Origin of the sequence: Kitasatospora sp. NPDC059673 (genome assembly GCF_042734215.1) — a bacterium.
Taxonomy (GTDB): Bacteria; Actinomycetota; Actinomycetes; order Streptomycetales; family Streptomycetaceae; genus Kitasatospora.
Genome location: NZ_JBHWEN010000029.1, coordinates 24,717 through 44,144, shown reverse-complemented (window position 1 = coordinate 44,144; position 19,428 = coordinate 24,717). Strand labels below are relative to the sequence as shown.

Below are 19,428 nucleotides of genomic sequence, written 5' to 3'. Positions count from 1 at the left end.
CGCGAACCGGCTCACCGCGCGCCCAGGTGCGCCGTCAGGACGGCCTCCAGCAGCGCGTCCTCCCGCCCCGCCCCCAGCATCAACTCGACGCTCCCCCACCCCTGCAACTGCGCCAGCCCGTGCAGGTTCGCCCACAGTGCCGCCGCCACCACCGGCGCCCGCTCCCCGTCCCCCGTGCACTCCGCCACCAGCCCGACCATCCCCCCGAACAGCGGACCCGTCGACTCCCGCAGCCTCGGCCCGTCCGCCTCCCGCCCGTCACTGCTCAGCAGGTCGTGACGGAACATCAGCTCGAACATCCCGCGCCGCTCCGCCGCGAACGCCAGGTACTCCCGAGCCACCCCCTCCAAGCGCCCCCGGGCCCCCTCCGCCCGCACCCCCGCGAACCGCCGCCCCAGCTCCTCGAACCCCCGCCGCGCCACCGCCGACAACAAATCCCGATGGGTGGCGAAGTACCGCCGCGGCGCCCCGTGCGACACCCCCGCCCGCCGCGCGATCTCCCGCAATCCCACCGCCCCCGACCCCTCCGCCAGCACCAACTCCACCCCGGCATCCACCAGGCGCTCACGCAGGGACGTCCGCTCATCATCCATAGACACTGTCTACCAGCGGAGCGCAGACAGTGTCTACCCACTACCCTGAGGAGCATGACCTCACTGCCCGACTGGATGCGCCCGCCGCGCGCGGAGGGCTGGTTCGCGGAGGATCTCGACCGCCTCCCCGAGGCGCCTCGGCACACCGAACTCATCGACGGAGCACTCGTCTTCATGATGTCGCCGCAGCGGTGGTGGCACGGCCACCTCGTCACCATGCTCACCGTCGCGCTCATGGGCCAGTGCCCGCAGGGGTTCAAAGTGGGCAGGGAAATGACCATCAGGCTCGACTCCCGCAACCGGCCCGAGCCGGATCTGCTGGTGACCGACGCTCCGATCGACCGCGACCGCACCTGGCTCGCCCCCGAAGAGGTCGCGCTGGCCGTCGAAGTGGTCTCCCCCGAATCCGCCCACCGCGACCGCACCGTCAAGCTCCGCAAGTACGCGGAGGCCGGGATCCCGCATTACTGGCGCATCGAGGACGAGGACGGCCACCCCGCCGTGCACGTCTACGAACTCGACGTCCCGACCCGGACCTACGCCCCGGCCGGCATCTTCCGGGGCACGCTCAAGCGCCCGGTGCCGTTCACGATCGACCTCGACCTCGAACAACTCGTGGCCGGCCTCTGACCGACATGACACAAGGGACCGGCTAGCAGGGCGGTTCCGCGCCGGTCAGGTCCACGTCCTCGAACAGCTCCAGCATCCGGCCGAGCACGCGAACGGTGGTCGCCAGGTCGGCGTCGGTGAGGTCGCCGTCGGCCTGGCGCAGCAGCGCGTGTTCGCGGGCCGTCACGGCCGTGATGGCGGCCTGGCCGGCGTCGGTGAGCCGGATCAGCGAGGAGCGCGCGTGGGCCGGGTTGGGGACGGCCTCGACCAGCCCGGACGCCGCGGCGTCGTTCACCATGCGCTGGACGAACTGTCGGCTGAGCGACTGGGCCCGGCCCATCTGCGGCACCGTCATGGGTCCGTGCTGGCACAGCAGGTCCAGCACGGCGCGCACGCCGACGGAGAGGCCTTGGGCGGCGTCCAGCTCGATCCGGCGCTGGACGCGGCGGTACAGCGGGCCGACGAGGGCGAAGACCTCCATGAGGCGCCCCGGCAGCTCTTCGGGGGACAGCGGAACGGACGGGGCGGGGGAATCGGTCACCACACCACTATGACATGACAACCCAGTTGCCATTATTGGGGAGCTGTGACAACTTGGTTGTCATGATTGAGTTCGGGTTCGAGACCTTCCAGTCCTCCGACGGCCTGCTCGCCTACCGCGACGAGGGTCCGCGCCAAGGCGAGACCCTGGTGCTGCTGCACAGCGTGTTCGTTGACCACACCCAGTTCGACAACCTGGTTCCCGGCCTGGTCGCGCTCGGCTACCGGGTCGTTGCGCCGGACGCTCGAGGACACGGCCGGTCGGCGAATGCGAGCGGGCCGTTCCGGAACGCGGACGATCTCGCGGAGCTGCTGCGGCATCTGGGGCTGCGTCAGGTCACGCTGGTGGGTGTGTCGATGGGCGCGATGATCGCGGTCGAAACGGTGATCGAGCACCCCGAGCTGGTGCGGGCCCTGGTGGTCAGCGGTCGCGGGCTCGGCGAGCCGGACCTGACCGACGCCTGGTCCGCCGGGATCGCCGAGCGGCAGAGCGCGGCACTGGCGGCCGGCGACCTGCCGGGCTATCTCGACGGTTTCCTCCAGTGGATCGCCGGCCCCGCACGCAGCCTCGACGAGGTCGCTCCGGCCATCGTGGCCCAGGTGCGCGAGATGGCGCTGCGCACCCTCATGAAGCACACCCCGGACGAGCCGGACCACCGCGTCCCGGTCGAGGACCTCGCCACGCGCGCCAAGGAGATCACCGTGCCGGTCCTCGCGATCAACGGCGCACTCGACGCCCCCAACCTCCTCGCCACGGCGGACGAGCTGATCCGGGCGGTCCCGAACGGCCGCACCGTGCTGCTGCCGGGTGTCGGCCACTACACGACACAGGAGGCCCCACAGGAGTTCACCCGCGCACTGGTCGACTTCCTCCGGGAGACCGACGCCACCTGAGGCCACCGCCCCGGCCCGGAACCATCGCGCCGCGCGGAGCAGAACCTTCGAGCCGACCCGACCGGCGCCCAACCAAAAATGCTGCTCGGCCACCGAGCGGGCCGAGCAGCATTCCTGGCGGGACCTCAGACGTTGAAGCGGAACTCCACCACGTCGCCGTCGTGCATGACGTAGTCCTTGCCTTCGATGCGGGCCTTGCCCTTGGCGCGGGCTTCGGCGATGGAGCCGGTGGCGACGAGGTCCTCGAAGGAGGTGACCTCGGCCTTGATGAAGCCCTTCTGGAAGTCGGTGTGGATGACGCCGGCGGCTTCGGGGGCGGTGGCGCCCTGCCTGATGGTCCAGGCGCGGGCTTCCTTGGGGCCGGCGGTGAGGTAGGTCTGGAGGCCGAGGGTGGCGAAGCCGACGCGGGCGAGGGTGGCGAGACCGGGCTCGTCCTGGCCCATGGACTGGAGGAGTTCGAGGGCCTCGTCGTCGTCGAGTTCGATGAGCTCGGACTCGATCTTGGCGTTGAGGAAGATGGCCTCGGCGGGGGCGACCAGGGCGCGCTGGGCACTCTTGAAGCCCTCGTCGGAGAGGGCGTCCTCGTCGACGTTGAAGACGTAGAGGAACGGCTTCGCGGTCATCAGGTGGAGGTCGCGGACGAGGGTGGTGTCGAAGCCGGCCTCGAAGAGGGTCTTGCCGGTCTCCAGGATCGCCTGGGCGGCCTCGGCGGCGGCGAGGACGGGGGCGGTGTCCTTCTTGAGCCGGGCTTCCTTCTGGAGCCGGGGCAGCGCCTTCTCGATGGTCTGCAGGTCCGCGAGGATCAGCTCGGTGTGGATGGTGTCGATGTCGTCCTTGGGCGACACCTTGCCATCGACGTGGACCACATCGGGGTCGGTGAAGGCACGGACGACCTGGCAGATCGCATTGGCCTCGCGGATGTTGGCGAGGAACTTGTTGCCCAGTCCTTCGCCCTCGCTGGCACCGCGGACAATGCCGGCGATGTCCACGAAGTCGACGGTGGCGGGCAGGATGCGCTGCGAGCCGAAGATCTCGGCGAGCTTGTCCAGCCGCGGGTCCGGGACGCCGACGACGCCCACGTTGGGCTCGATGGTGGCGAACGGGTAGTTGGCCGCCAGCACGTCGTTCTTGGTCAGGGCGTTGAACAGGGTCGACTTGCCGACGTTCGGCAGGCCGACGATTCCGATCGTGAGCGACATGGAGAGTGGTGTCCCGTGGCTTGGAGGGCGTCGAGGTGGCCCGTGCGGGCCGATCCCCCAGTCTACGGGGCGTGCGAGGGCCCGAAGCAGCGTGGTGGGGCGTGCACCGGCCGGACACGGACCAATTGCTCGGGAGCCATTACACAGGGTGTCGATGATCGGACCGTACGTTGGTCGGGTGGAGCAGAGCATCCGTACCCAGCCGCCAGGGCCGAGAAGACGAGCGCCGGGGCGCGGCGCCGATGAGGCCGCCGTTCCGGGGCAGATCCGGTCCCCAGAGTCCCGCTCGCGGGCGTCCGCCGGCGGCCGGACCGGACCACCCGCCGTGCGGTGGCTGCAGCGCCTGCCGCGCCGGCTGCTGACGGCCCGTCGGAGGCGGGGCGGCAAGCCGCCGGCCCGGCTGACGGCGGTGGGCACCGGGGTGGTCGCGGTGGCCGGGACGCTGGTGGCCGCGGCGGTGGACCGGCTGATGTTCGGGGGACTCGGGGTGCTGTTCGGGCTCGGCTATCTGGTGGTCTGCTTCCAGCTGGCCGTGCGGGTGCGGTACCCGGACCTCCCGGCGGCCCCGATCTGCGGACCGATCGCGTTCGCGGCGGCGCTGGTGCTGCTGCAGCCGGGCGCCGCGAACGGCGTCACCGGTCAGGTGGTGGCGCTGGCCGGCGGACTGGCGCTGCGCGCGGGCTGGTTGTTCACGGGCACCGGCCTGGCCGCCGCGATCGTCACCGCGCGTTACATCGCCCAGCGCCGCCGCCACCGGGCCAGGTGAGCCGAAGGCCGCCGGTCAGCGCCCGGCGGTCAGCGGCTGCCGGCCGGCGGCCATCGCCGCGCCGACGATGCCCGCGTTGTTGCGGAGCTCGGCGGGGACGACCTCGGCACGGCGGTCCTTGAGCAGGGGCAGGAACTTCTCGTGCTTGCGGCTGACACCGCCGCCGACGATCACCAGGTGCGGGGAGAAGAGCATCTCGACCAGGTCGAGGTACTCGTCGACCCGCCCGGCCCACTGCGGCCAGCTGAGGTCGTGGCGTTCCTTGGCGGCGGAGGAGGCACGCCGCTCGGCGTCCTTGCCGCGCAGTTCGAGGTGGCCGAGTTCGGTGTTGGGGACGAGCACGCCGTCGGAGAACAGCGCGCTGCCGATGCCGGTGCCGAAGGTGAGCAGCAGGACCACGCCGGAGCGGCCGCGGCCGGCGCCGTGGGTGACTTCGGCGAGGCCGGCCGCGTCGGCGTCGTTGACCACGGTGGCGGGCATGCCGAGCGCCTCGGTGAACCGGGTGGCGGCGTCCAGTCCGATCCAGCTCTTGTCGACGTTGGCGGCGGTGCGGGTCTGCCCGTCGACGACCACGCCGGGGAAGGTCAGGCCGACCGGCCCGTGGTGGCCGAAGTGCCGGACGACCTCGCACACCGCGTCGATCACCGCGTCGGGGCCGGACGGCTGCGGGGTGAGCACCTTGTGCCGCTCCTGCGCGAGCACGCCCTTGTCGAGGTCGACCGGTGCGCCCTTGATGCCCGAGCCGCCGATGTCCACGCCGAAGACCGTCGTCACTGCCGTCGCCTTCCGTCCGCAGGGGCATCCGCTGCCCGCTCTCGCACCAACGTACGGGGGCGCGGGGGCGGGCGCAGCCGTTCCCGGACGGTCGCCGCCCGCACGGGCGACGCCCGGACCTCTCGGGAGAGGGATCCGGGCGTCGGACGGCCGAGGTGACCTGCGGGCGGTCAGAGCTTGCCGGCGGCCTCGGCGCGCAGGTCGCGGCGGAGCTCCTTGGGGAGCGAGAAGGTCAGGTGCTCCTCGGCGGTCTTGACGATCTGCACGTCCTCGAAGCCGTGGGCGGCGAGCAGTTGCAGCACGCCCTCGACCAGGATCTCCGGCACGGAGGCGCCGCTGGTCAGGCCGACCGTCTGCACGCCCTCCAGCCAGGCGAGGTCGATCTCCTCGGCGAAGTCGACCAGGTGGGCGGCCTTGGCGCCGTACTCCAGGCCGACCTCGACCAGGCGGACCGAGTTGGAGGAGTTCTTCGAGCCGACCACGATCAGCAGGTCCGCCTCGGGGGCCAGCTGCTTGACGGCGACCTGGCGGTTCTGGGTGGCGTAGCAGATGTCGTCGCTGGGCGGCGAGACCAGCAGCGGGAAGCGCTCCTTGAGGGCGCCGACGGTCTCCATGGTCTCGTCCACGGAGAGGGTGGTCTGGGAGAGCCAGACCAGCTTGGACTCGTCGCGGATCTTCACGTTGGCGACGTCCTCGGCACCGTCCACCAGGTGGATCCGGTCCGGGGCCTCGCCCATGGTGCCGACGACCTCCTCGTGGCCCTCGTGGCCGATCAGCAGGATGTCGTAGTCCTCGTCGGCGAACCGGCGGGCCTCCTTGTGCACCTTGGTGACCAGCGGGCAGGTCGCGTCGATGGTGGCGAGCTTGCCGGCTTCGGCCTCGTCGTGCACCGACGGGGCGACGCCGTGCGCGGAGAACACCACGATCGCGCCCTGGGGCACCTCCTCCGTCTCGTCGACGAAGATCGCGCCCTGCTTCTCCAGGGTCTGCACGACGTACTTGTTGTGGACGATCTGCTTACGGACGTAGATGGGCGCCCCGTACTGCTCCAGGGCCTTCTCCACGGCGATCACGGCGCGGTCGACACCCGCGCAGTAGCCACGGGGGGCGGCGAGCAGGACACGGCGCTGAGCACTGGCGGACATGGCTCCATCGTACGGGCGAGTCCCGCCCGCGTGGACGCGCGTCGCCGCTGCCGGGGCGGGCGCGGCCGGTGGAATGGCGAGGGTGAGCACGAAGGCGGCTTCGACGGAACTGCGGCGCACTCTCGGGGTGCGCGATCTGATGGTGTACGGGCTGCTGTTCATCGCCCCGATGGCACCGGTCGGCGTGTTCGGCGTCCTGGACGCGAAGAGCCACGGAGCGGTGGCCGCCGTCTACTTGGTGGCCACCGTGGCGATGGGGTTCACCGCCGTGTCGTACGCCGAGATGGTGCGGGCGGTGCCCCGGGCCGGCTCGGTGTTCGCGTACGCGCGAGCCGGGCTGGGCGAGGGGCCCGGGTTCATCGCCGGGTGGATGGCGATGCTCGACTACCTGCTGATCCCGGCGGTCGCGTACCTGTTCTCCGGCATCGCGCTGCACTCGCTGGTGCCGGGCGTCTCGCGGTGGGTGTGGACCACGCTGGCGGTACTGGTCACCACCGCGCTCAACCTGATCGGGGTGCGGACGGCGGCCGTGGTCGGCTTCGCGGTGCTGGCCATGGAGGTCGTGGTGCTGGCGGTGTTCGTGGTCGCGGCCTCGGTGGAACTGGCGCTGCACGGGGCGGCCCGGGACTTGGGCTCCCCGTTCGGGGGAATCGGCGGCTTCTCGTTGACGGCGGTGCTGTCGGCGGTGTCCGTCGCGGTGCTCTCCTACCTCGGCTTCGACGCGATCGCCTCCTTCGTCGAGGAGGCCGTGGGCGCGTCGGCCGCGGTCGCCCGGGCGGTGCTGTGGTGCCTGGCGCTGGCCGGCCTGCTGTTCGTCGTCCAGACGTACCTGGCGGCGGTGCTGGAACCCATGACGCCCGATCAACTGGCCGCCGACCCGGCCGCGCAGGGGTCGGCGTTCTACGACACCGTCGAGGCCGCCGTCGGGCACTGGCTGCATGTGCTGATCGCCGCGTCCAAGGCGATCGGCGCCGCGTTCGCCGCGCTGGCCGGGCAGGCCGCGGCCGGGCGGCTGGTGTTCGCGATGGGGCGGGAGGGGCGGCTGCCCCGGCGGCTGGGCGTGGTCGAGGAACGCTCCGCGATCCCTCGGCGGGCGCTGCTGACGGCCGCCGTCATCACGCTGGTGGCCGCGGTCTGGGCCGCCCGCCGCGACGACGGACTCGACCGCCTCACCTCGGTGGTCAACGTCGGCGCGCTCACCGCGTTCGTGCTGCTGCACGCCTCGGTGGTGGGCTGGTACGTGGTGCGCGGCCACTCCCGCGACTGGCTGCGCCACGGCGTCGTTCCACTGCTGGGCATCGCGGTGATCGTCGCGGTGCTGGTGGAGGCGTCGCACACGGCGCTGATCGTGGGCGGGATCTGGCTGGCGGTGGGGTTGGTGGTTCTGGTGACGCAGCGGAGGTAGCGGGGCGCAGGCGGGCGCGAACACAGGGGCGCGGGGAACGGCGCGGCCGGCCAGGCACCGCCGGCCAGATCGCGATGCAGGACGGCGAGTTGCACTGTTTCGCGATCTTGCGGACAGGTTCCTCCCGCTTCGCGCAGTTCCCCGCGCCCCTGATTTGGCACCCAACCGCTCGCGCAGGTCTCCCCGTGCCCCCGGCTTCCCGTCGGCCCGAAGGGCTAGCCTCTGGGAATGGCTAATGCGAGCAGTCCCGAAGCACCCCTGCCCGTGGCGAAGGTCTCGGCGCTGATCGGCGGGTGGGTCGATCGGCTGGGCGAGGTGTGGGTGGAGGGGCAGATCGCGCAGCTCTCGCGGCGGCCGGGGGCGGGGATGGTGTTCCTGACGCTGCGCGACCCCGATCGGGACGTCTCGTTGACGGTGACGTGCTTCCGGTCGGTGTTCGAGCAGGTCGCGGATGCCGTGCAGGAGGGTTCGCGGGTGATCGTGCTGGCGAAGCCGGAGTGGTACACGGCGCGCGGCACGCTGTCGCTCCGGGCGTCGGAGATCCGGCTCGTCGGGCTGGGTGAACTGCTGGCCCGGCTGGAGCAGTTGAAGCGCAAGCTGGTTGCCGAGGGCCTGTTCGAGGAGGCCCGGAAGAAGCCGTTGCCGTTCCTGCCGGGGTGCGTGGGTCTGGTGACCGGCCGCGGTTCGGCGGCCGAGCGGGACGTGCTGGAGAACGCCCGGCGGCGCTGGCCGGCGGTGCGGTTCGAGGTGCGGAACGTGTTGGTGCAGGGGCCGCAGGCGGTGTCGCAGGTGAGTGCCGCGGTGCGCGAGTTGGACGCGCATCCGGATGTCGAGGTGATCGTGGTGGCCCGCGGTGGCGGCAGTGTGGAGGATCTGCTGCCGTTCTCCGACGAGGAGTTGGTGCGGACGGTGGCGGCGGCCCGGACGCCGGTGGTGAGTGCGATCGGCCACGAGCCGGACCAACCGCTGCTGGACTTCGTCGCGGACCTGCGGGCGTCCACGCCGACCGACGCGGCGAAGCGGGTGGTGCCGGACGTGGGCGAGGAGCTGGCCCGGGTGCGGCAGTTGCGGGACCGGGCGCGGCGGTACGTGGTGCACCGGGTGGAGCGGGAGGCGGCGGGCCTGGCGTCGGTGCGCAGCCGGCCGGCGCTGGCGGCGCCGACCGAGGCGGTGGCGGCGCGCGGCGCGGAGGTGACGGCGCTGGCGGAGCGGGCCCGCCGGGTGCTGGGGCACCGGCTGGACCATGCGCAGACCGACCTCGGGCACGCCTTGGCCCGGGTGGTGGCACTGTCGCCGCTGGCCACCCTGGAGCGCGGGTACGCGGTGCTGCAGCGCGAGGACGGCGCGGTGGTGACGGACCCGGCGCAGGTCGCGGGCGGCGAGGCGCTGCGCGCCCGGGTGGCGGGCGGCGCGTTCGAGGTGCGGGTGCCCGGGGAGGGCTGAGGGCGCGGGTTCAGTCGGTGAGCAGCCGCTCGCGGGAGAGCGCGGTGGAGTGCTCGTGGAAGCCGAGGCTGCGGTAGAGCGCCTCGCCGCCCTCGGTGGCGTGCAGGTCGATCCTGGTGGCGCGGCGTTCGTCGAACCAGGCGAGCAGTGCTTCGGTGCAGGCCCTGGCGTGGCCCCGGCCGCGCTGGTCGGGGTCGGTGCAGATGTTGAAGACGAAGCCGAACAGGCCGTCGGGGTGGCCGGGGGCGGGCAGTCGCTGTTCCAGGGTGCCGACGGCGCAGCTGGCCAGTCGGCCGGGGCTCTTCGGGTCGTCGATCACGTACGCCTGGAGGCGCCGGTCGGGCTCGGCGAGCTGACGGGCCACCAGGTCCTGTGCGGTGTGCTGCCAGTGGCCGGGGCGCGGTTCGCCCTGCATGGACGCGAACATCAGGGTGCGGAGGCGGACGAGTTCGGCGGCGTCCTCGGGCCGGGCCGGGCGTGGAGTGCTCATGTCCGCAGCGTAAGGCGGGGGTGCAAGGGGTTTGTCCGGGGCAGCGCCTACGCTGGCGGCATGGCTGATCAGCAGGGTGCGGGTGTCGAGCAGGTGCTCGGGTACGAGCAGGCGCGGGACGAGCTGCTGGAGGTGGTCCGGCGGCTGGAGACCGGTGGGACGACGCTCGAGGAGTCGCTGGCGCTGTGGGAGCGCGGCGAGCAGCTGGCGAAGGTGTGCCAGCGCTGGCTGGACGGCGCCCGGGCCCGGCTGGACGCGGCGCTGGCGGCCGAGGAGTCCGCGGGCGAGTAGCCGCGCCGGAGTTGTGGCGTACATCACAGGCAGCTCGGGGAATGGTTTAACTTTCATCGAAGTTGGTCCGGTGTGTACGGCGCCCGCCGTACCCGACCGCCCCACGCTTTGAGGTAGGACACTGTCATGACCCTGGCCCTCGACGCCGCCGCCCAGGACCTGCTCTTCCGCGAGGCCCGCACCGCCAACACCTTCTCGGCCGAGCCGGTCAGCGACGAGCAGATCCAGGCGATCTACGAGCTGGTGAAGTTCGGCCCGACCGCCTTCAACCAGCAGCCGCTGCGCATCGTCCTGGTCCGCTCCGAGGAGGGCCGCGCCCGCCTGGTGCAGCACATGGCCGAGGGCAACCAGGCCAAGACCTCCAGCGCGCCGCTGGTCGCCATCCTGGCCGCCGACAACGAGTTCCACGAGGAGCTCCCCTCGCAGCTGCCGCACTTCCCGCAGGCCAAGGACATGTTCTTCAGCGAGCGCTCGGTCCGCGAGTCCTCGGCCGCCCTGAACGGCGCCCTGCAGGCCGCGTACTTCATCATCGGCGTGCGCGCCGCCGGCCTGGCCGCCGGCCCGATGACCGGCTTCGACGGCGAGGCCATCAACAAGGAGTTCTTCGGCGACGGCGAGCACTCGGTGCTGGCGGTCGTCAACATCGGCAAGCCGGGCGAGGACGCCTGGTTCCCGCGCAGCCCGCGCCTGGCCTACGACCAGGTCGTCACCACCGTCTGAGTCCCACTCGGCACTGTGACAGCGAAGGCCCCCGCCGTTCCCCGGCGGGGGCCTTCCGCGTGGCTGTGGTGACTACTTCAGCGCCTCGGCGAGCTGCGCGAGTTCCTCGTACGAGGCGGTGCCGGTGAGCACCGTGGTGCCGGTGTCGCCGGCCGGGCGGGTCAGGGCCCGGTAGCGGTCGCCCTGCACCCGCTGCCACTCCTGGCCGGCCACCGTGGAGGTGCCGTCCGGCTTGGCGCCGGGCACGTTCCGGGAGACCACGTCGTCGGGCTTGTCGTTGCTCTGCTCGATCGCCGCGTACTGGCCGGAGGCGGTGCTGAGGCCCAGGTGCCAGACGGCGTGGCCCTTGTCGTTCGGGCTGTAGCTCACCGAGGTGGCCTTCCAGCCGTCCGGCAGGGCCTGCGGGCCGAGCAGCGGGTACGGCGCGGCGCGCTTCGCCGATGCCACCTCCGCCTGGTACGGCACGGCGTGCACGCCGCCCTTGCCGTCCGCACTGGGGATGCTGAAGTACGCGACCGCCACCACGACGCCGACCGCCGCCATCGACAGGACCATGTCCCGTACCGTCTGACGGCCCCTCTTGCTGCTGTTGCCTGCCACCCGCCCATGGTAGGCGGCGCTTACGGAACACCGGTGCACCGGCCGCCCCGTCACGGTGTGCGCGGAGTGCGCCGCAGACTCCCGTCCCACCTGCCGATACGATCGCAGCAGCCCTCGTAGCAGCGCCGGTGACCCTCCGCGACCCGACGCTGACTGGCCGTCGCGTACAGAGAGGTAACGACGATGACCACGCAGTACCCGCACCACCTTCCCAGCGCCCTGGAGGTCGCGCCGGAAGCCCCCGACCGCAACCTGGCCCTCGAACTGGTCCGGGTCACCGAGGCCGCCGCGATGGCCGCCGGCCGCTGGGTCGGCCGGGGAGACAAGAACGGCGCCGACGGCGCGGCCGTGAAGGCAATGCGCACCCTGGTGTCCACCGTCTCGATGAACGGTGTCGTCGTCATCGGCGAGGGCGAGAAGGACGAAGCCCCGATGCTGTACAACGGCGAGCGGGTCGGCGACGGCACCGGCGCCGAGTGCGACGTGGCGGTCGACCCGGTGGACGGCACCACGCTGACCGCGAAGGGCATGAACAACGCCGTCGCGGTCCTCGCGGTCGCCGACCGGGGCACCATGTTCGACCCCAGCGCGGTGTTCTACATGGACAAGCTGGTCTGCGGCCCCGAGGCCGCCGACTTCGTGGACATCACCGCCCCCGCGGCCGTCAACATCCGCCGGGTCGCCAAGGCCAAGGGCGCCGCCGTCGAGGACGTCACCGTCGTCGTCCTCGACCGGCCCCGCCACAACGACCTGGTCAAGGAGATCCGCGAGGCCGGCGCCCGGATCAAGTTCATCTCCGACGGCGACGTGGCCGGCGCGATCATGGCGGCCCGCGAGGGCACCGGCGTGGACCTGCTGATGGGCGTCGGCGGCACCCCCGAGGGCATCATCGCGGCCTGCGCGATGAAGTGCATGGGCGGCGTCATCCAGGGCCGGCTGTGGCCCAAGGACGAGGCGGAGAAGCGCAAGGCGCTGGACGCCGGCCACGACCTGGACCGGGTGCTGCACACCGACGACCTGGTCAGCGGCGAGAACGTGTTCTTCGTCGCCACCGGCATCACCGACGGCGAGCTGCTGCGCGGTGTCCACTACCGCTCGGAGACCGCCACCACCTCCTCGCTGGTGATGCGCTCCAAGAGCGGGACGATCCGGCAGATCGACTCCACCCACAAGCTGGCCAAGCTGCGGGCGTACAGCGCGATCGACTTCGACCGGGCCCGCTGAGGCTCGACGAGCGGGTGTTCAGGGGCCGCCGGGGAGAACCTCCCCGGCGGCCCCGCATCCGTTCTCAGCCGGCTATCCGACCCGCCAGGCGCCTGGCGTCCCGCAGCTCGGCCTCCCGGCGGCGCCGGCGGGCGAGCATCACGCGGCGCTCGGCGGCCGTCAGCCCGCCCCAGACGCCGTACGGCTCGGGCTGGGCGAGCGCGTGCTCGCGGCATTCGAGCAGCACCGGGCAGCGGGCGCAGACCCGCTTGGCCTGCTCCTCGCGGGAGAGCCGGGTGGCCGTCGGCTCCTTGGAGGGAGCGAAGAACAGCCCGGCCTCGTCGCTGCGACAGGCGGCGGAGGTGTGCCAGGGGTTGTCGTCCTGATCCGGCGGGGCCGCGGGGCGGCGGGCGGCGGCGGTGGACTCGATCGGATGCAGCACGGTGACTCCTGACCAGGCTCAAGGCTCGGGGATCGGTCGCCTCCTGCCCGACTGCCCCGTGCTCCCTCGCCGTGGCACCGTCGCCGACCCGCGGGGTCACAGCCGTACAGGAACGATGTGCGATTGGAACTACCCCGCCGCCCCCGGATTCATGCACACCGCACGCAATCGACTACCCACTGCACTCGGAACAACGGCGAGTGCCGCCAAGCCAGTTGACGATCAGTGAGATCGCCGCAGGTCAGCCCTCCAGCTGCCGGCGCACCCACTCCTTGAGCTTCTTGCCGCGCTTCGGCTTGGCCTCGCAACCGCCGAACACCGCCGCGCCCTTGATCCGCACCACCGGCGCGTACGGGTCCGGCGAGGTCTGCTCGCGGACGTCGAAACCGCCGAAGATGCCCGCGCCGCTGCCCTGCAGGGTGACGTTCTCCGGGACCCGGACCTCGACGCCGCCGAAGACCGCGACCACCTCGATGACCACCTCGGGCGACTCGAACACCGCGTCGGTCAGGTCGATCTCGACGCCGCCGAACACCGCGACGGCCTTCAGGTGCGAACCCACCCGCCAGCGGCCCTTGCGGGCGGCGGCACCGAACACCGCGATCATCGTGGGCGATTCGGCCCGGGCCGGCGGCAGCGGCGGCTGCTGCTGCGGGGCGGGGGCCGGGGCGTCCAGCGGCGGCTTGGTCAGGTTGTGCCGGATCGGCCCCGGGTGGCTGGGCAGATCGCGGGTGAGCGGCTCCAGTTCGCCGAAGGTGCGGGCGTTGTAGGCGGCCTCGATCCGTTCGGCGTGCTCGTCGACGGTGAGCCGGCCCTCCGCGTAGGCGTCGCGCAGCAGGTCGGCGACGCGTTCGCGATCGGCGTCGGCGGCCCGGAGCTCGGCGGCCAGGTCGGTACCGGGGGCGGGAGCCGGTGCCGGCTCGTTCTTCTTCATCGGGGCGGGCGGCTGGCCCTGCGGCTGCTGCTGCTCGGGAGAGTTGTCCACGTCACAAGCCTAGCGAGCCCGCTCCCGGCCCGAACGCCGGTTCGACGCAATGCGGGTGGTACCGCGTGGGGTGGTGCGCGAGTGACCCGCGTCACGCAGGCCGACCTGAGCGCCGGGGTCGTGCGCCGTACGCCTAACCTGGAGGATGCCTCGTCGACGACGCCGAAAGAACTGAAGGATCTCCCCCATGGCTTCAGAGTTCGCCTACCGCGACCTGCTCCCGCTCGGTGCGGACACCACCCCGTACCGCAAGCTCACCTCCGAGGGCGTCTCCACCTTCGAGGCCGGCGGCCGCACCTTCCTGCAGGTCGAGCCGGAGGCCCTGCGGCTGCTCACCGCCGAGGCGATGCACGACATCTCGCACTACCTGCGCCCGGCCCACCTGGCCCAGCTGCGCCGCATCCTGGACGACCCGGAGGCCAGCCCCAACGACCGCTTCGTGGCGCTGGACCTGCTGAAGAACGTCAACATCTCGGCCGGCGGCATCCTCCCGATGTGCCAGGACACCGGCACCGCGATCGTGATGGGCAAGCGCGGCCAGAACGTGCTGACCTCCGGTCAGGACGAGTCGGCGATCGCCCGCGGCGTGTACGACGCGTACACCAAGCTGAACCTGCGCTACTCCCAGATGGCCCCCGTGACCATGTGGGACGAGAAGAACACCGGCAACAACCTGCCGGCCCAGATCGAGCTGTACGCCACCGACGGGGACGCCTACAAGTTCCTGTTCATGGCCAAGGGCGGCGGCTCGGCGAACAAGTCGTACCTGTACCAGGAGACCAAGGCGATCCTCAACGAGTCGTCGATGCTCACCTTCCTGGAGCAGAAGATCCGCTCGCTCGGCACCGCGGCCTGCCCGCCGTACCACCTGGCGATCGTGGTCGGCGGCACCAGCGCCGAATTCGCCCTGAAGACCGCGAAGTACGCCTCCGCGCACTACCTGGACAACCTGCCGACCGGCGGCGACGCCAAGACCGGCCACGGCTTCCGCGACCTGGAGCTGGAGCAGAAGGTCTTCGAACTCACCCAGAAGATCGGCATCGGCGCCCAGTTCGGCGGCAAGTACTTCTGCCACGACGTCCGCGTCATCCGCCTCCCCCGGCACGGCGCCTCGCTGCCGGTCGCGATGGCCGTCTCCTGCTCGGCCGACCGCCAGGCACTCGGCAAGATCACGGCCGAGGGCGTGTTCCTGGAGCAGCTGGAGACCGAGCCGGCGAAGTACCTCCCGGAGACCACGGACGCCCACCTGGACGGCGACGTGGTCCGGGTCGACCTCAACCGCCCGATGGCCGAGATCCGCGAGCAGCTCTCCAAGTACCCCGTGAAGACCCGGCTTTCGCTCTCCGGCACGCTGGTCGTCGCCCGCGACATCGCGCACGCCAAGATCAAGGAGCGGCTGGACCGCGGCGAGGGCATGCCGCAGTACATGAAGGACCACCCGGTCTACTACGCCGGCCCCGCGAAGACCCCCGAGGGCTACGCGTCCGGCTCCTTCGGCCCCACCACGGCCGGCCGGATGGACTCCTACGTCGACCAGTTCCAGGCCGCGGGCGGCTCGATGGTCATGCTCGCCAAGGGCAACCGCTCCAAGCAGGTCACCAAGGCCTGCAACGAGCACGGCGGCTTCTACCTCGGCTCGATCGGCGGCCCGGCGGCCCGGCTGGCGCAGGACTGCATCAAGAAGGTCGAGGTGCTGGAGTACCCCGAGCTCGGCATGGAGGCCGTCTGGCGCATCGAGGTCGAGGACTTCCCGGCGTTCATCGTGGTGGACGACAAGGGCAACGACTTCTTCGCCGAGGTGACCGACGGCCCGCTGATCACCAACCTGCGGGTGCGCTCGGCGCAGTGACCCGCTGAAACGGGACGAGCCCCGGCCGGTGAGGGTCGGGGCTCGTTCTGGTGAGGTGGGTGCGGGCGTCGATCACGGGGTGTTCGGGGCGGTGCCGAGCGGCTCGAAGATCTCGTCGTCCTCCGGCGCTTCCGGCTTCTCGATCCGCTCAACGGCCGGGGCCGCCGACTGCCCGGCCAGCGCCTCGAAGGCGCGCTCGATCGCGTTCTGGTCGGTGGGTCCGGCGACGTGCTCGACCGGGGCCGCGGCCGGCGCGGTCTTGGGAACGAGGGTGGTGGTCTCGTCGGCCATGGGGTGGGCCGCCTTTCATTTCAAGGGTACGGATCACCCGGACGACTCGCCCCGGGCACGCGGCCAGTATCGTAGGGGCCGCTAAATGTCTCATAAACGTCGCACCTTGCATCCGCTTGGTGGACGTTTGCTCGCACCCTCATAAGCTGACGCCCCCACACGAGCGGCGTCAGCGTGAGGGACAGACGGTTCATCGGCCACAGGGGAGGACATGGAGCTTCAGGGCACGCGCTCCGCCGAGGCGTTGCGCTTCCAGGTGCTCGGCCCTGTCCAGGCATGGCGCGGCGGTGCTCCGTTGGCGCTCGGATCGCCGCAACAGCAGGCGGTCCTGGTCGCCCTGCTGCTCGGCGAGGGCCGCCCGGTGACCACCGATGACCTGGTGGACGGCATCTGGGGTGACCGAACCCCGCCGCAGGCGGTCGCCGCACTGCGCACGTACATCTCCCGGCTGCGCTCGGTGCTGGAACCGAACCGCGAAGTCCGAAAGCCCGCCGAGGTGCTGGTCTCGGTGAGCGACGGCTACGCCCTGAGGATTCCGGCGGAGTCCGTGGACCTGGCGGTCTTCGAGCAGCGGGTCGCGGAGGCCGCGAGCGCGCGGTCCGAGGGATCATTCCGTGCCGCGCACGACGGACTGGTCTCGGCGCTGGACCTGTGGAGCGGGCGCCCGATGCCGGGAGTTCCCGGGCCATACGCCGAGGCGCAGCGCAACCGGTTGACGGAGCGTCGACTCGCCGTCGCCGAGGAACGCTGCGCGATGGCGCTGGAGATCGGCCTGCACGCCGACGTGGTGGCCGAGCTCAACTCGCTGTCCGCCGCCCATCCGCTGCGCGAGCGGCTGCGCGAGCTGCTGATGCTGGCGCTGTACCGCAGCGGCCGACAGGCCGAGTCCCTTGGTGTGTACGCGGACACCCGGAAGCTGCTGATCGAGGAACTGGGTGTGGAGCCGGGCACCGCGCTGGCCGCGATGCACGCCCGCATCCTGGCCGGCGACCCGGAGTTGATGGCGGTGCTCGCCGCACCTCCCAAGGCCCTCGCGGAAGAGTCGACCTCGTTCGTTCCCCCGGCCCAACTCCCGGCCGATGTATCGGACTTCAGCGGTCGCTGCAAGGTCGTCAACGAGCTCCGGGACGTGCTGAGGGCGGGTTCCGGCCAAGCCGTGGTCGTCACCTCGCTGGCCGGTATCGGCGGTGTGGGGAAGACCACCCTCGCGGTGCACGTGGCACACCTGGTGCGGCCGGACTTCCCGGACGGGCAGCTGTACGTGGACCTGCGCGGCGCGGGTGCGTCCCCGGCCGACCCGGCTGTCGTGCTCGGTGACTTCCTGCACGCGCTCGGCGTGCCCGACGCCCCCGACTCACTGGACCAGCGCGCCGCGATGTACCGCTCGTTGCTCGCCGACAAGCGGATGCTGATCCTGCTCGACAACGCCCGCGACGCCCAGCAGTTGCGGCCGCTGATTCCCGGTGTCTCCGGCAACGCCGTGATGGTGACCAGCCGTTCGCGGCTGGCGGAGATCCCCGGCGCGCACCTGGTGGACATCGAGGAGCTGACCCCGGACGAAGCGCTGGCGCTGTTCTCGGCGATCGTCGGCGTCGAGCGGGTGGGCGCCGAGCCCGAGGCCGCGCTCCAGGTGGTGACTTCCTGCGGCTTCCTGCCGCTGGCGGTCCGCATCGCCGCCGCCCGGCTGGCCAGCCGGCCGCGTTGGAGCGTTTCGGACCTCGCGCGCCGGTTAGCGGACCAGCGCAACCGGCTCCAGGAGCTCCAGCTCGGCAATCTGGCCGTGGAGACCACCCTGGGGCTCGGTTACGCCCAGCTCCAGCCCGAGGAGGCCCGGGCGTTCCGGCTGCTCGCGCTGGTGGACTCGCCGGACCTGCCACTGCCGGCCGTCGCCGCGCTGCTCGGCACCGCCGAGCAGGAAGCGGAGGACCTGGCGGAGGCACTGGTCGAAGCGAACATGCTGGAGTGCTTCACTCCCGGCCGGTACCGCTACCACGACCTGCTGCGGCTGTACGCCCAGCGGCAGAACGTCAAGACCGGTGACGCGGAGAACCAGCAGGCGGCGCTGCTGCGGCTGTTGGACCTGCTCCACGCCACCATGCGGAACGCCGAGCAGGTACTCGAACCCGACGACACCCCGATGGAGCCGCTGTGCGTCGCGCAGTCGGCCGGACTGTCGTTCTCCGACACGGCCACCGCCCGTGAGTGGCTCCGGTCGGAGATCGCGGTTCTGCTCAGCTCGGTCGAGGCGGCGGCCAGCGCCCCGCTGGACCTGGTGCAGCCCGTGGTGGAGATCCTGCAGAGCATGTCCAGCGTGGTCGAGGACCCGTCGCTCGCCCCGCGTATCCGCAGCGTCCTGCACGCTGCCGCGGCGAATCCGGCGGCCCGGCGTCACGCGGGGACGCTGGCCCGGGTGCACTACGCGCTCGGCCACATGCACCAGGTGGCGGCCGAGCTCGCCGAGGCGGAGGAGGCACTGACAGCCAGTCTGGCCCTCCAGCCGGCCGAGCAGGCCACCATGCTGCGAGTGATCACGGCCTATACGCTGGCAATCGTCCTGATCATGGCGGGCCGACCGGCCGCGGCCCTGCCGTTCCACGAACAGGCGCTCCAGATGGTGTCCCAGTTCGACGCACCCATCGTCGAGGCCCGTCTCCTCGGCAACATGGCCCGTTCCTACGTCGGCCTGAACCGGCACGAGGAGGCGGTGGAGGCCGCCCGCGCGGCGGTGACGGCGGCCCGGGCGTCCGGGAACGTGCCGTGCCTGGCGGACACCCTCTACCAACTGGGCGTCGTCCTGAGCTCGACCGGCGAGCCCGGTGAGGCAGCCATACACCTCCGCGAGGCGCACCAGCTGTACCGCGCCCATCAGCATCCGATCTGGGAGGGCTACTCGCTCGCCAGGCTCGCAGCCTGCCTGCTCGCGGACGGTCAGCTCGCCGCCGCCGCCGAGGCCGCCGAGGAGTCGTTGTCGATCGCGCAGGAGATCGAGGCGGCGTACTGCCAGGGCATGGCCAACGCGGCGCTCGGTGAGGCGTTGCTCGAACTCGGGCAGCCCTCACGTGGGTTGGCGTGTCTTCAGGAGGCGTTGACGGTGTTCACCCGGCTCGGTGTGCCCGAGGCCCAGCCCGTGCAGGACCTCATCGACTCGCGGCACACCGAGCCTTCCCCTCCCCCCGCGCCGTAAGGCCT

20 protein-coding genes are annotated in these 19,428 nt (G+C 71.7%); 10 read left to right on the top strand and 10 right to left on the bottom strand.

All coding sequences use genetic code 11. The features are described from left to right. Positions 1-11: 11 nt before the first annotated feature. Positions 12-593 (bottom strand): TetR/AcrR family transcriptional regulator, encoded by a 582-nt coding sequence (locus tag ACFV18_RS27675; protein WP_380487749.1) that lies wholly within the window; start codon positions 591-593, stop codon positions 12-14. A gap of 54 nt (positions 594-647) precedes the next feature. Here ACFV18_RS27675 and ACFV18_RS27670 point away from each other — a divergent pair, with 54 nt between their 5' ends. After that, positions 648-1,223, top strand: coding sequence for a Uma2 family endonuclease (locus ACFV18_RS27670; RefSeq protein ID WP_380487747.1), 576 nt, complete (start codon positions 648-650; stop codon positions 1,221-1,223). A gap of 22 nt (positions 1,224-1,245) precedes the next feature. On the opposite strand, the gene ACFV18_RS27665 is transcribed toward ACFV18_RS27670, so the two are convergent. Then, positions 1,246-1,683: a MarR family winged helix-turn-helix transcriptional regulator gene (locus tag ACFV18_RS27665; RefSeq protein ID WP_380487821.1), complete on the bottom strand. Its 438-nt coding sequence runs from the start codon at positions 1,681-1,683 to the stop codon at positions 1,246-1,248. 122 nt (positions 1,684-1,805) lie between these two features. Here ACFV18_RS27665 and ACFV18_RS27660 point away from each other — a divergent pair, with 122 nt between their 5' ends. Then, positions 1,806-2,636, top strand: coding sequence for an alpha/beta fold hydrolase (locus ACFV18_RS27660; protein ID WP_380487745.1), 831 nt, complete (start codon positions 1,806-1,808; stop codon positions 2,634-2,636). Between the two features lie 125 nt (positions 2,637-2,761). On the opposite strand, the gene ychF is transcribed toward ACFV18_RS27660, so the two are convergent. After that, positions 2,762-3,835 carry a redox-regulated ATPase YchF gene (gene ychF / locus ACFV18_RS27655; RefSeq protein WP_380487743.1) on the bottom strand — a complete coding sequence of 358 codons (1,074 nt, stop codon included), beginning with the start codon at positions 3,833-3,835 and terminating at the stop codon, positions 2,762-2,764. A 325-nt stretch (positions 3,836-4,160) separates the two neighbouring features. Between ychF and ACFV18_RS27650 the strand changes: the two genes are divergently transcribed. Further along, positions 4,161-4,601, top strand: a complete 441-nt coding sequence (locus ACFV18_RS27650) for a DUF6542 domain-containing protein (protein ID WP_380487741.1) — start codon at positions 4,161-4,163, stop codon at positions 4,599-4,601. A gap of 15 nt (positions 4,602-4,616) precedes the next feature. Here the strand turns inward: ACFV18_RS27650 and ppgK are convergent, their stop codons facing one another. Then, complete coding sequence (gene ppgK / locus ACFV18_RS27645) at positions 4,617-5,375, bottom strand: polyphosphate--glucose phosphotransferase (RefSeq protein ID WP_380487739.1); 759 nt, start codon at positions 5,373-5,375, stop codon at positions 4,617-4,619. A gap of 170 nt (positions 5,376-5,545) precedes the next feature. After that, positions 5,546-6,520: a 4-hydroxy-3-methylbut-2-enyl diphosphate reductase gene (locus ACFV18_RS27640; protein WP_380487737.1), complete on the bottom strand. Its 975-nt coding sequence runs from the start codon at positions 6,518-6,520 to the stop codon at positions 5,546-5,548. A gap of 73 nt (positions 6,521-6,593) precedes the next feature. Here ACFV18_RS27640 and ACFV18_RS27635 point away from each other — a divergent pair, with 73 nt between their 5' ends. Together ACFV18_RS27635 and xseA are read left to right on the top strand one after the other, a co-directional pair. Then, the gene (locus ACFV18_RS27635) at positions 6,594-7,925 is read left to right on the top strand and encodes an APC family permease (protein ID WP_380487736.1); all 1,332 of its coding nucleotides are present in this window, start codon (positions 6,594-6,596) and stop codon (positions 7,923-7,925) included. A 228-nt stretch (positions 7,926-8,153) separates the two neighbouring features. Next, positions 8,154-9,368 carry an exodeoxyribonuclease VII large subunit gene (xseA, locus tag ACFV18_RS27630; RefSeq protein ID WP_380487734.1) on the top strand — a complete coding sequence of 405 codons (1,215 nt, stop codon included), beginning with the start codon at positions 8,154-8,156 and terminating at the stop codon, positions 9,366-9,368. Positions 9,369-9,378: 10 nt separating this feature from the next. Here the strand turns inward: xseA and ACFV18_RS27625 are convergent, their stop codons facing one another. Continuing rightward, a complete protein-coding gene (locus tag ACFV18_RS27625; RefSeq protein ID WP_380487732.1) occupies positions 9,379-9,858 on the bottom strand; it encodes a GNAT family N-acetyltransferase in 480 nt (159 codons plus the stop codon). Between the two features lie 60 nt (positions 9,859-9,918). On the opposite strand from ACFV18_RS27625, the gene ACFV18_RS27620 reads away from it, so the two are divergent. After that, positions 9,919-10,149 (top strand): exodeoxyribonuclease VII small subunit, encoded by a 231-nt coding sequence (locus ACFV18_RS27620; RefSeq protein WP_380487730.1) that lies wholly within the window; start codon positions 9,919-9,921, stop codon positions 10,147-10,149. A gap of 126 nt (positions 10,150-10,275) precedes the next feature. Then, positions 10,276-10,869, top strand: a complete 594-nt coding sequence (locus ACFV18_RS27615; RefSeq protein WP_380487728.1) for a malonic semialdehyde reductase — start codon at positions 10,276-10,278, stop codon at positions 10,867-10,869. A gap of 72 nt (positions 10,870-10,941) precedes the next feature. Here ACFV18_RS27615 and ACFV18_RS27610 read toward each other — a convergent pair whose 3' ends face one another. Further along, the gene (locus ACFV18_RS27610) at positions 10,942-11,469 is read right to left on the bottom strand and encodes a DUF4245 domain-containing protein (protein WP_380487726.1); all 528 of its coding nucleotides are present in this window, start codon (positions 11,467-11,469) and stop codon (positions 10,942-10,944) included. A gap of 183 nt (positions 11,470-11,652) precedes the next feature. Between ACFV18_RS27610 and glpX the strand changes: the two genes are divergently transcribed. Next, entirely contained in the window at positions 11,653-12,693 is a 1,041-nt protein-coding gene (glpX, locus tag ACFV18_RS27605; RefSeq protein WP_380487724.1) for a class II fructose-bisphosphatase, read from the top strand. Positions 12,694-12,757: 64 nt separating this feature from the next. Here glpX and ACFV18_RS27600 read toward each other — a convergent pair whose 3' ends face one another. Together ACFV18_RS27600 and ACFV18_RS27595 are read right to left on the bottom strand one after the other, a co-directional pair. Next, positions 12,758-13,111: a WhiB family transcriptional regulator gene (locus ACFV18_RS27600; RefSeq protein ID WP_380487819.1), complete on the bottom strand. Its 354-nt coding sequence runs from the start codon at positions 13,109-13,111 to the stop codon at positions 12,758-12,760. Positions 13,112-13,355: 244 nt separating this feature from the next. Continuing rightward, positions 13,356-14,099, bottom strand: a complete 744-nt coding sequence (locus ACFV18_RS27595; protein WP_380487722.1) for a DUF1707 domain-containing protein — start codon at positions 14,097-14,099, stop codon at positions 13,356-13,358. A 187-nt stretch (positions 14,100-14,286) separates the two neighbouring features. On the opposite strand from ACFV18_RS27595, the gene ACFV18_RS27590 reads away from it, so the two are divergent. Beyond that, on the top strand, positions 14,287-15,948 hold the full coding sequence (locus tag ACFV18_RS27590; protein ID WP_380487720.1) for a fumarate hydratase: 1,662 nt from the start codon (positions 14,287-14,289) through the stop codon (positions 15,946-15,948). Between the two features lie 72 nt (positions 15,949-16,020). On the opposite strand, the gene ACFV18_RS27585 is transcribed toward ACFV18_RS27590, so the two are convergent. Next, on the bottom strand, positions 16,021-16,239 hold the full coding sequence (locus ACFV18_RS27585) for a hypothetical protein (protein ID WP_380487718.1): 219 nt from the start codon (positions 16,237-16,239) through the stop codon (positions 16,021-16,023). A 211-nt stretch (positions 16,240-16,450) separates the two neighbouring features. Between ACFV18_RS27585 and ACFV18_RS27580 the strand changes: the two genes are divergently transcribed. After that, positions 16,451-19,423: a BTAD domain-containing putative transcriptional regulator gene (locus ACFV18_RS27580; RefSeq protein WP_380487716.1), complete on the top strand. Its 2,973-nt coding sequence runs from the start codon at positions 16,451-16,453 to the stop codon at positions 19,421-19,423. The last annotated feature ends 5 nt before the right edge of the window (positions 19,424-19,428 follow it).

Coding starts and splice junctions, on each gene's coding strand:
- ACFV18_RS27580 (WP_380487716.1), top strand. CDS start 16,451: ATGGAGCTTCAGGGCACGCGCTCCGCCGAGGCGTTGCGCTTCCAGGTG.
- ACFV18_RS27620 (WP_380487730.1), top strand. CDS start 9,919: ATGGCTGATCAGCAGGGTGCGGGTGTCGAGCAGGTGCTCGGGTACGAG.
- ACFV18_RS27675 (WP_380487749.1), bottom strand. CDS start 593: ATGGATGATGAGCGGACGTCCCTGCGTGAGCGCCTGGTGGATGCCGGG.
- ACFV18_RS27635 (WP_380487736.1), top strand. CDS start 6,594: ATGGCGAGGGTGAGCACGAAGGCGGCTTCGACGGAACTGCGGCGCACT.
- ACFV18_RS27670 (WP_380487747.1), top strand. CDS start 648: ATGACCTCACTGCCCGACTGGATGCGCCCGCCGCGCGCGGAGGGCTGG.
- glpX (WP_380487724.1), top strand. CDS start 11,653: ATGACCACGCAGTACCCGCACCACCTTCCCAGCGCCCTGGAGGTCGCG.
- ychF (WP_380487743.1), bottom strand. CDS start 3,835: ATGTCGCTCACGATCGGAATCGTCGGCCTGCCGAACGTCGGCAAGTCG.
- ACFV18_RS27615 (WP_380487728.1), top strand. CDS start 10,276: ATGACCCTGGCCCTCGACGCCGCCGCCCAGGACCTGCTCTTCCGCGAG.
- ACFV18_RS27660 (WP_380487745.1), top strand. CDS start 1,806: ATGATTGAGTTCGGGTTCGAGACCTTCCAGTCCTCCGACGGCCTGCTC.
- ACFV18_RS27590 (WP_380487720.1), top strand. CDS start 14,287: ATGGCTTCAGAGTTCGCCTACCGCGACCTGCTCCCGCTCGGTGCGGAC.
- ACFV18_RS27665 (WP_380487821.1), bottom strand. CDS start 1,683: ATGGAGGTCTTCGCCCTCGTCGGCCCGCTGTACCGCCGCGTCCAGCGC.
- ACFV18_RS27585 (WP_380487718.1), bottom strand. CDS start 16,239: ATGGCCGACGAGACCACCACCCTCGTTCCCAAGACCGCGCCGGCCGCG.
- ACFV18_RS27625 (WP_380487732.1), bottom strand. CDS start 9,858: ATGAGCACTCCACGCCCGGCCCGGCCCGAGGACGCCGCCGAACTCGTC.
- ACFV18_RS27640 (WP_380487737.1), bottom strand. CDS start 6,520: ATGTCCGCCAGTGCTCAGCGCCGTGTCCTGCTCGCCGCCCCCCGTGGC.
- xseA (WP_380487734.1), top strand. CDS start 8,154: ATGGCTAATGCGAGCAGTCCCGAAGCACCCCTGCCCGTGGCGAAGGTC.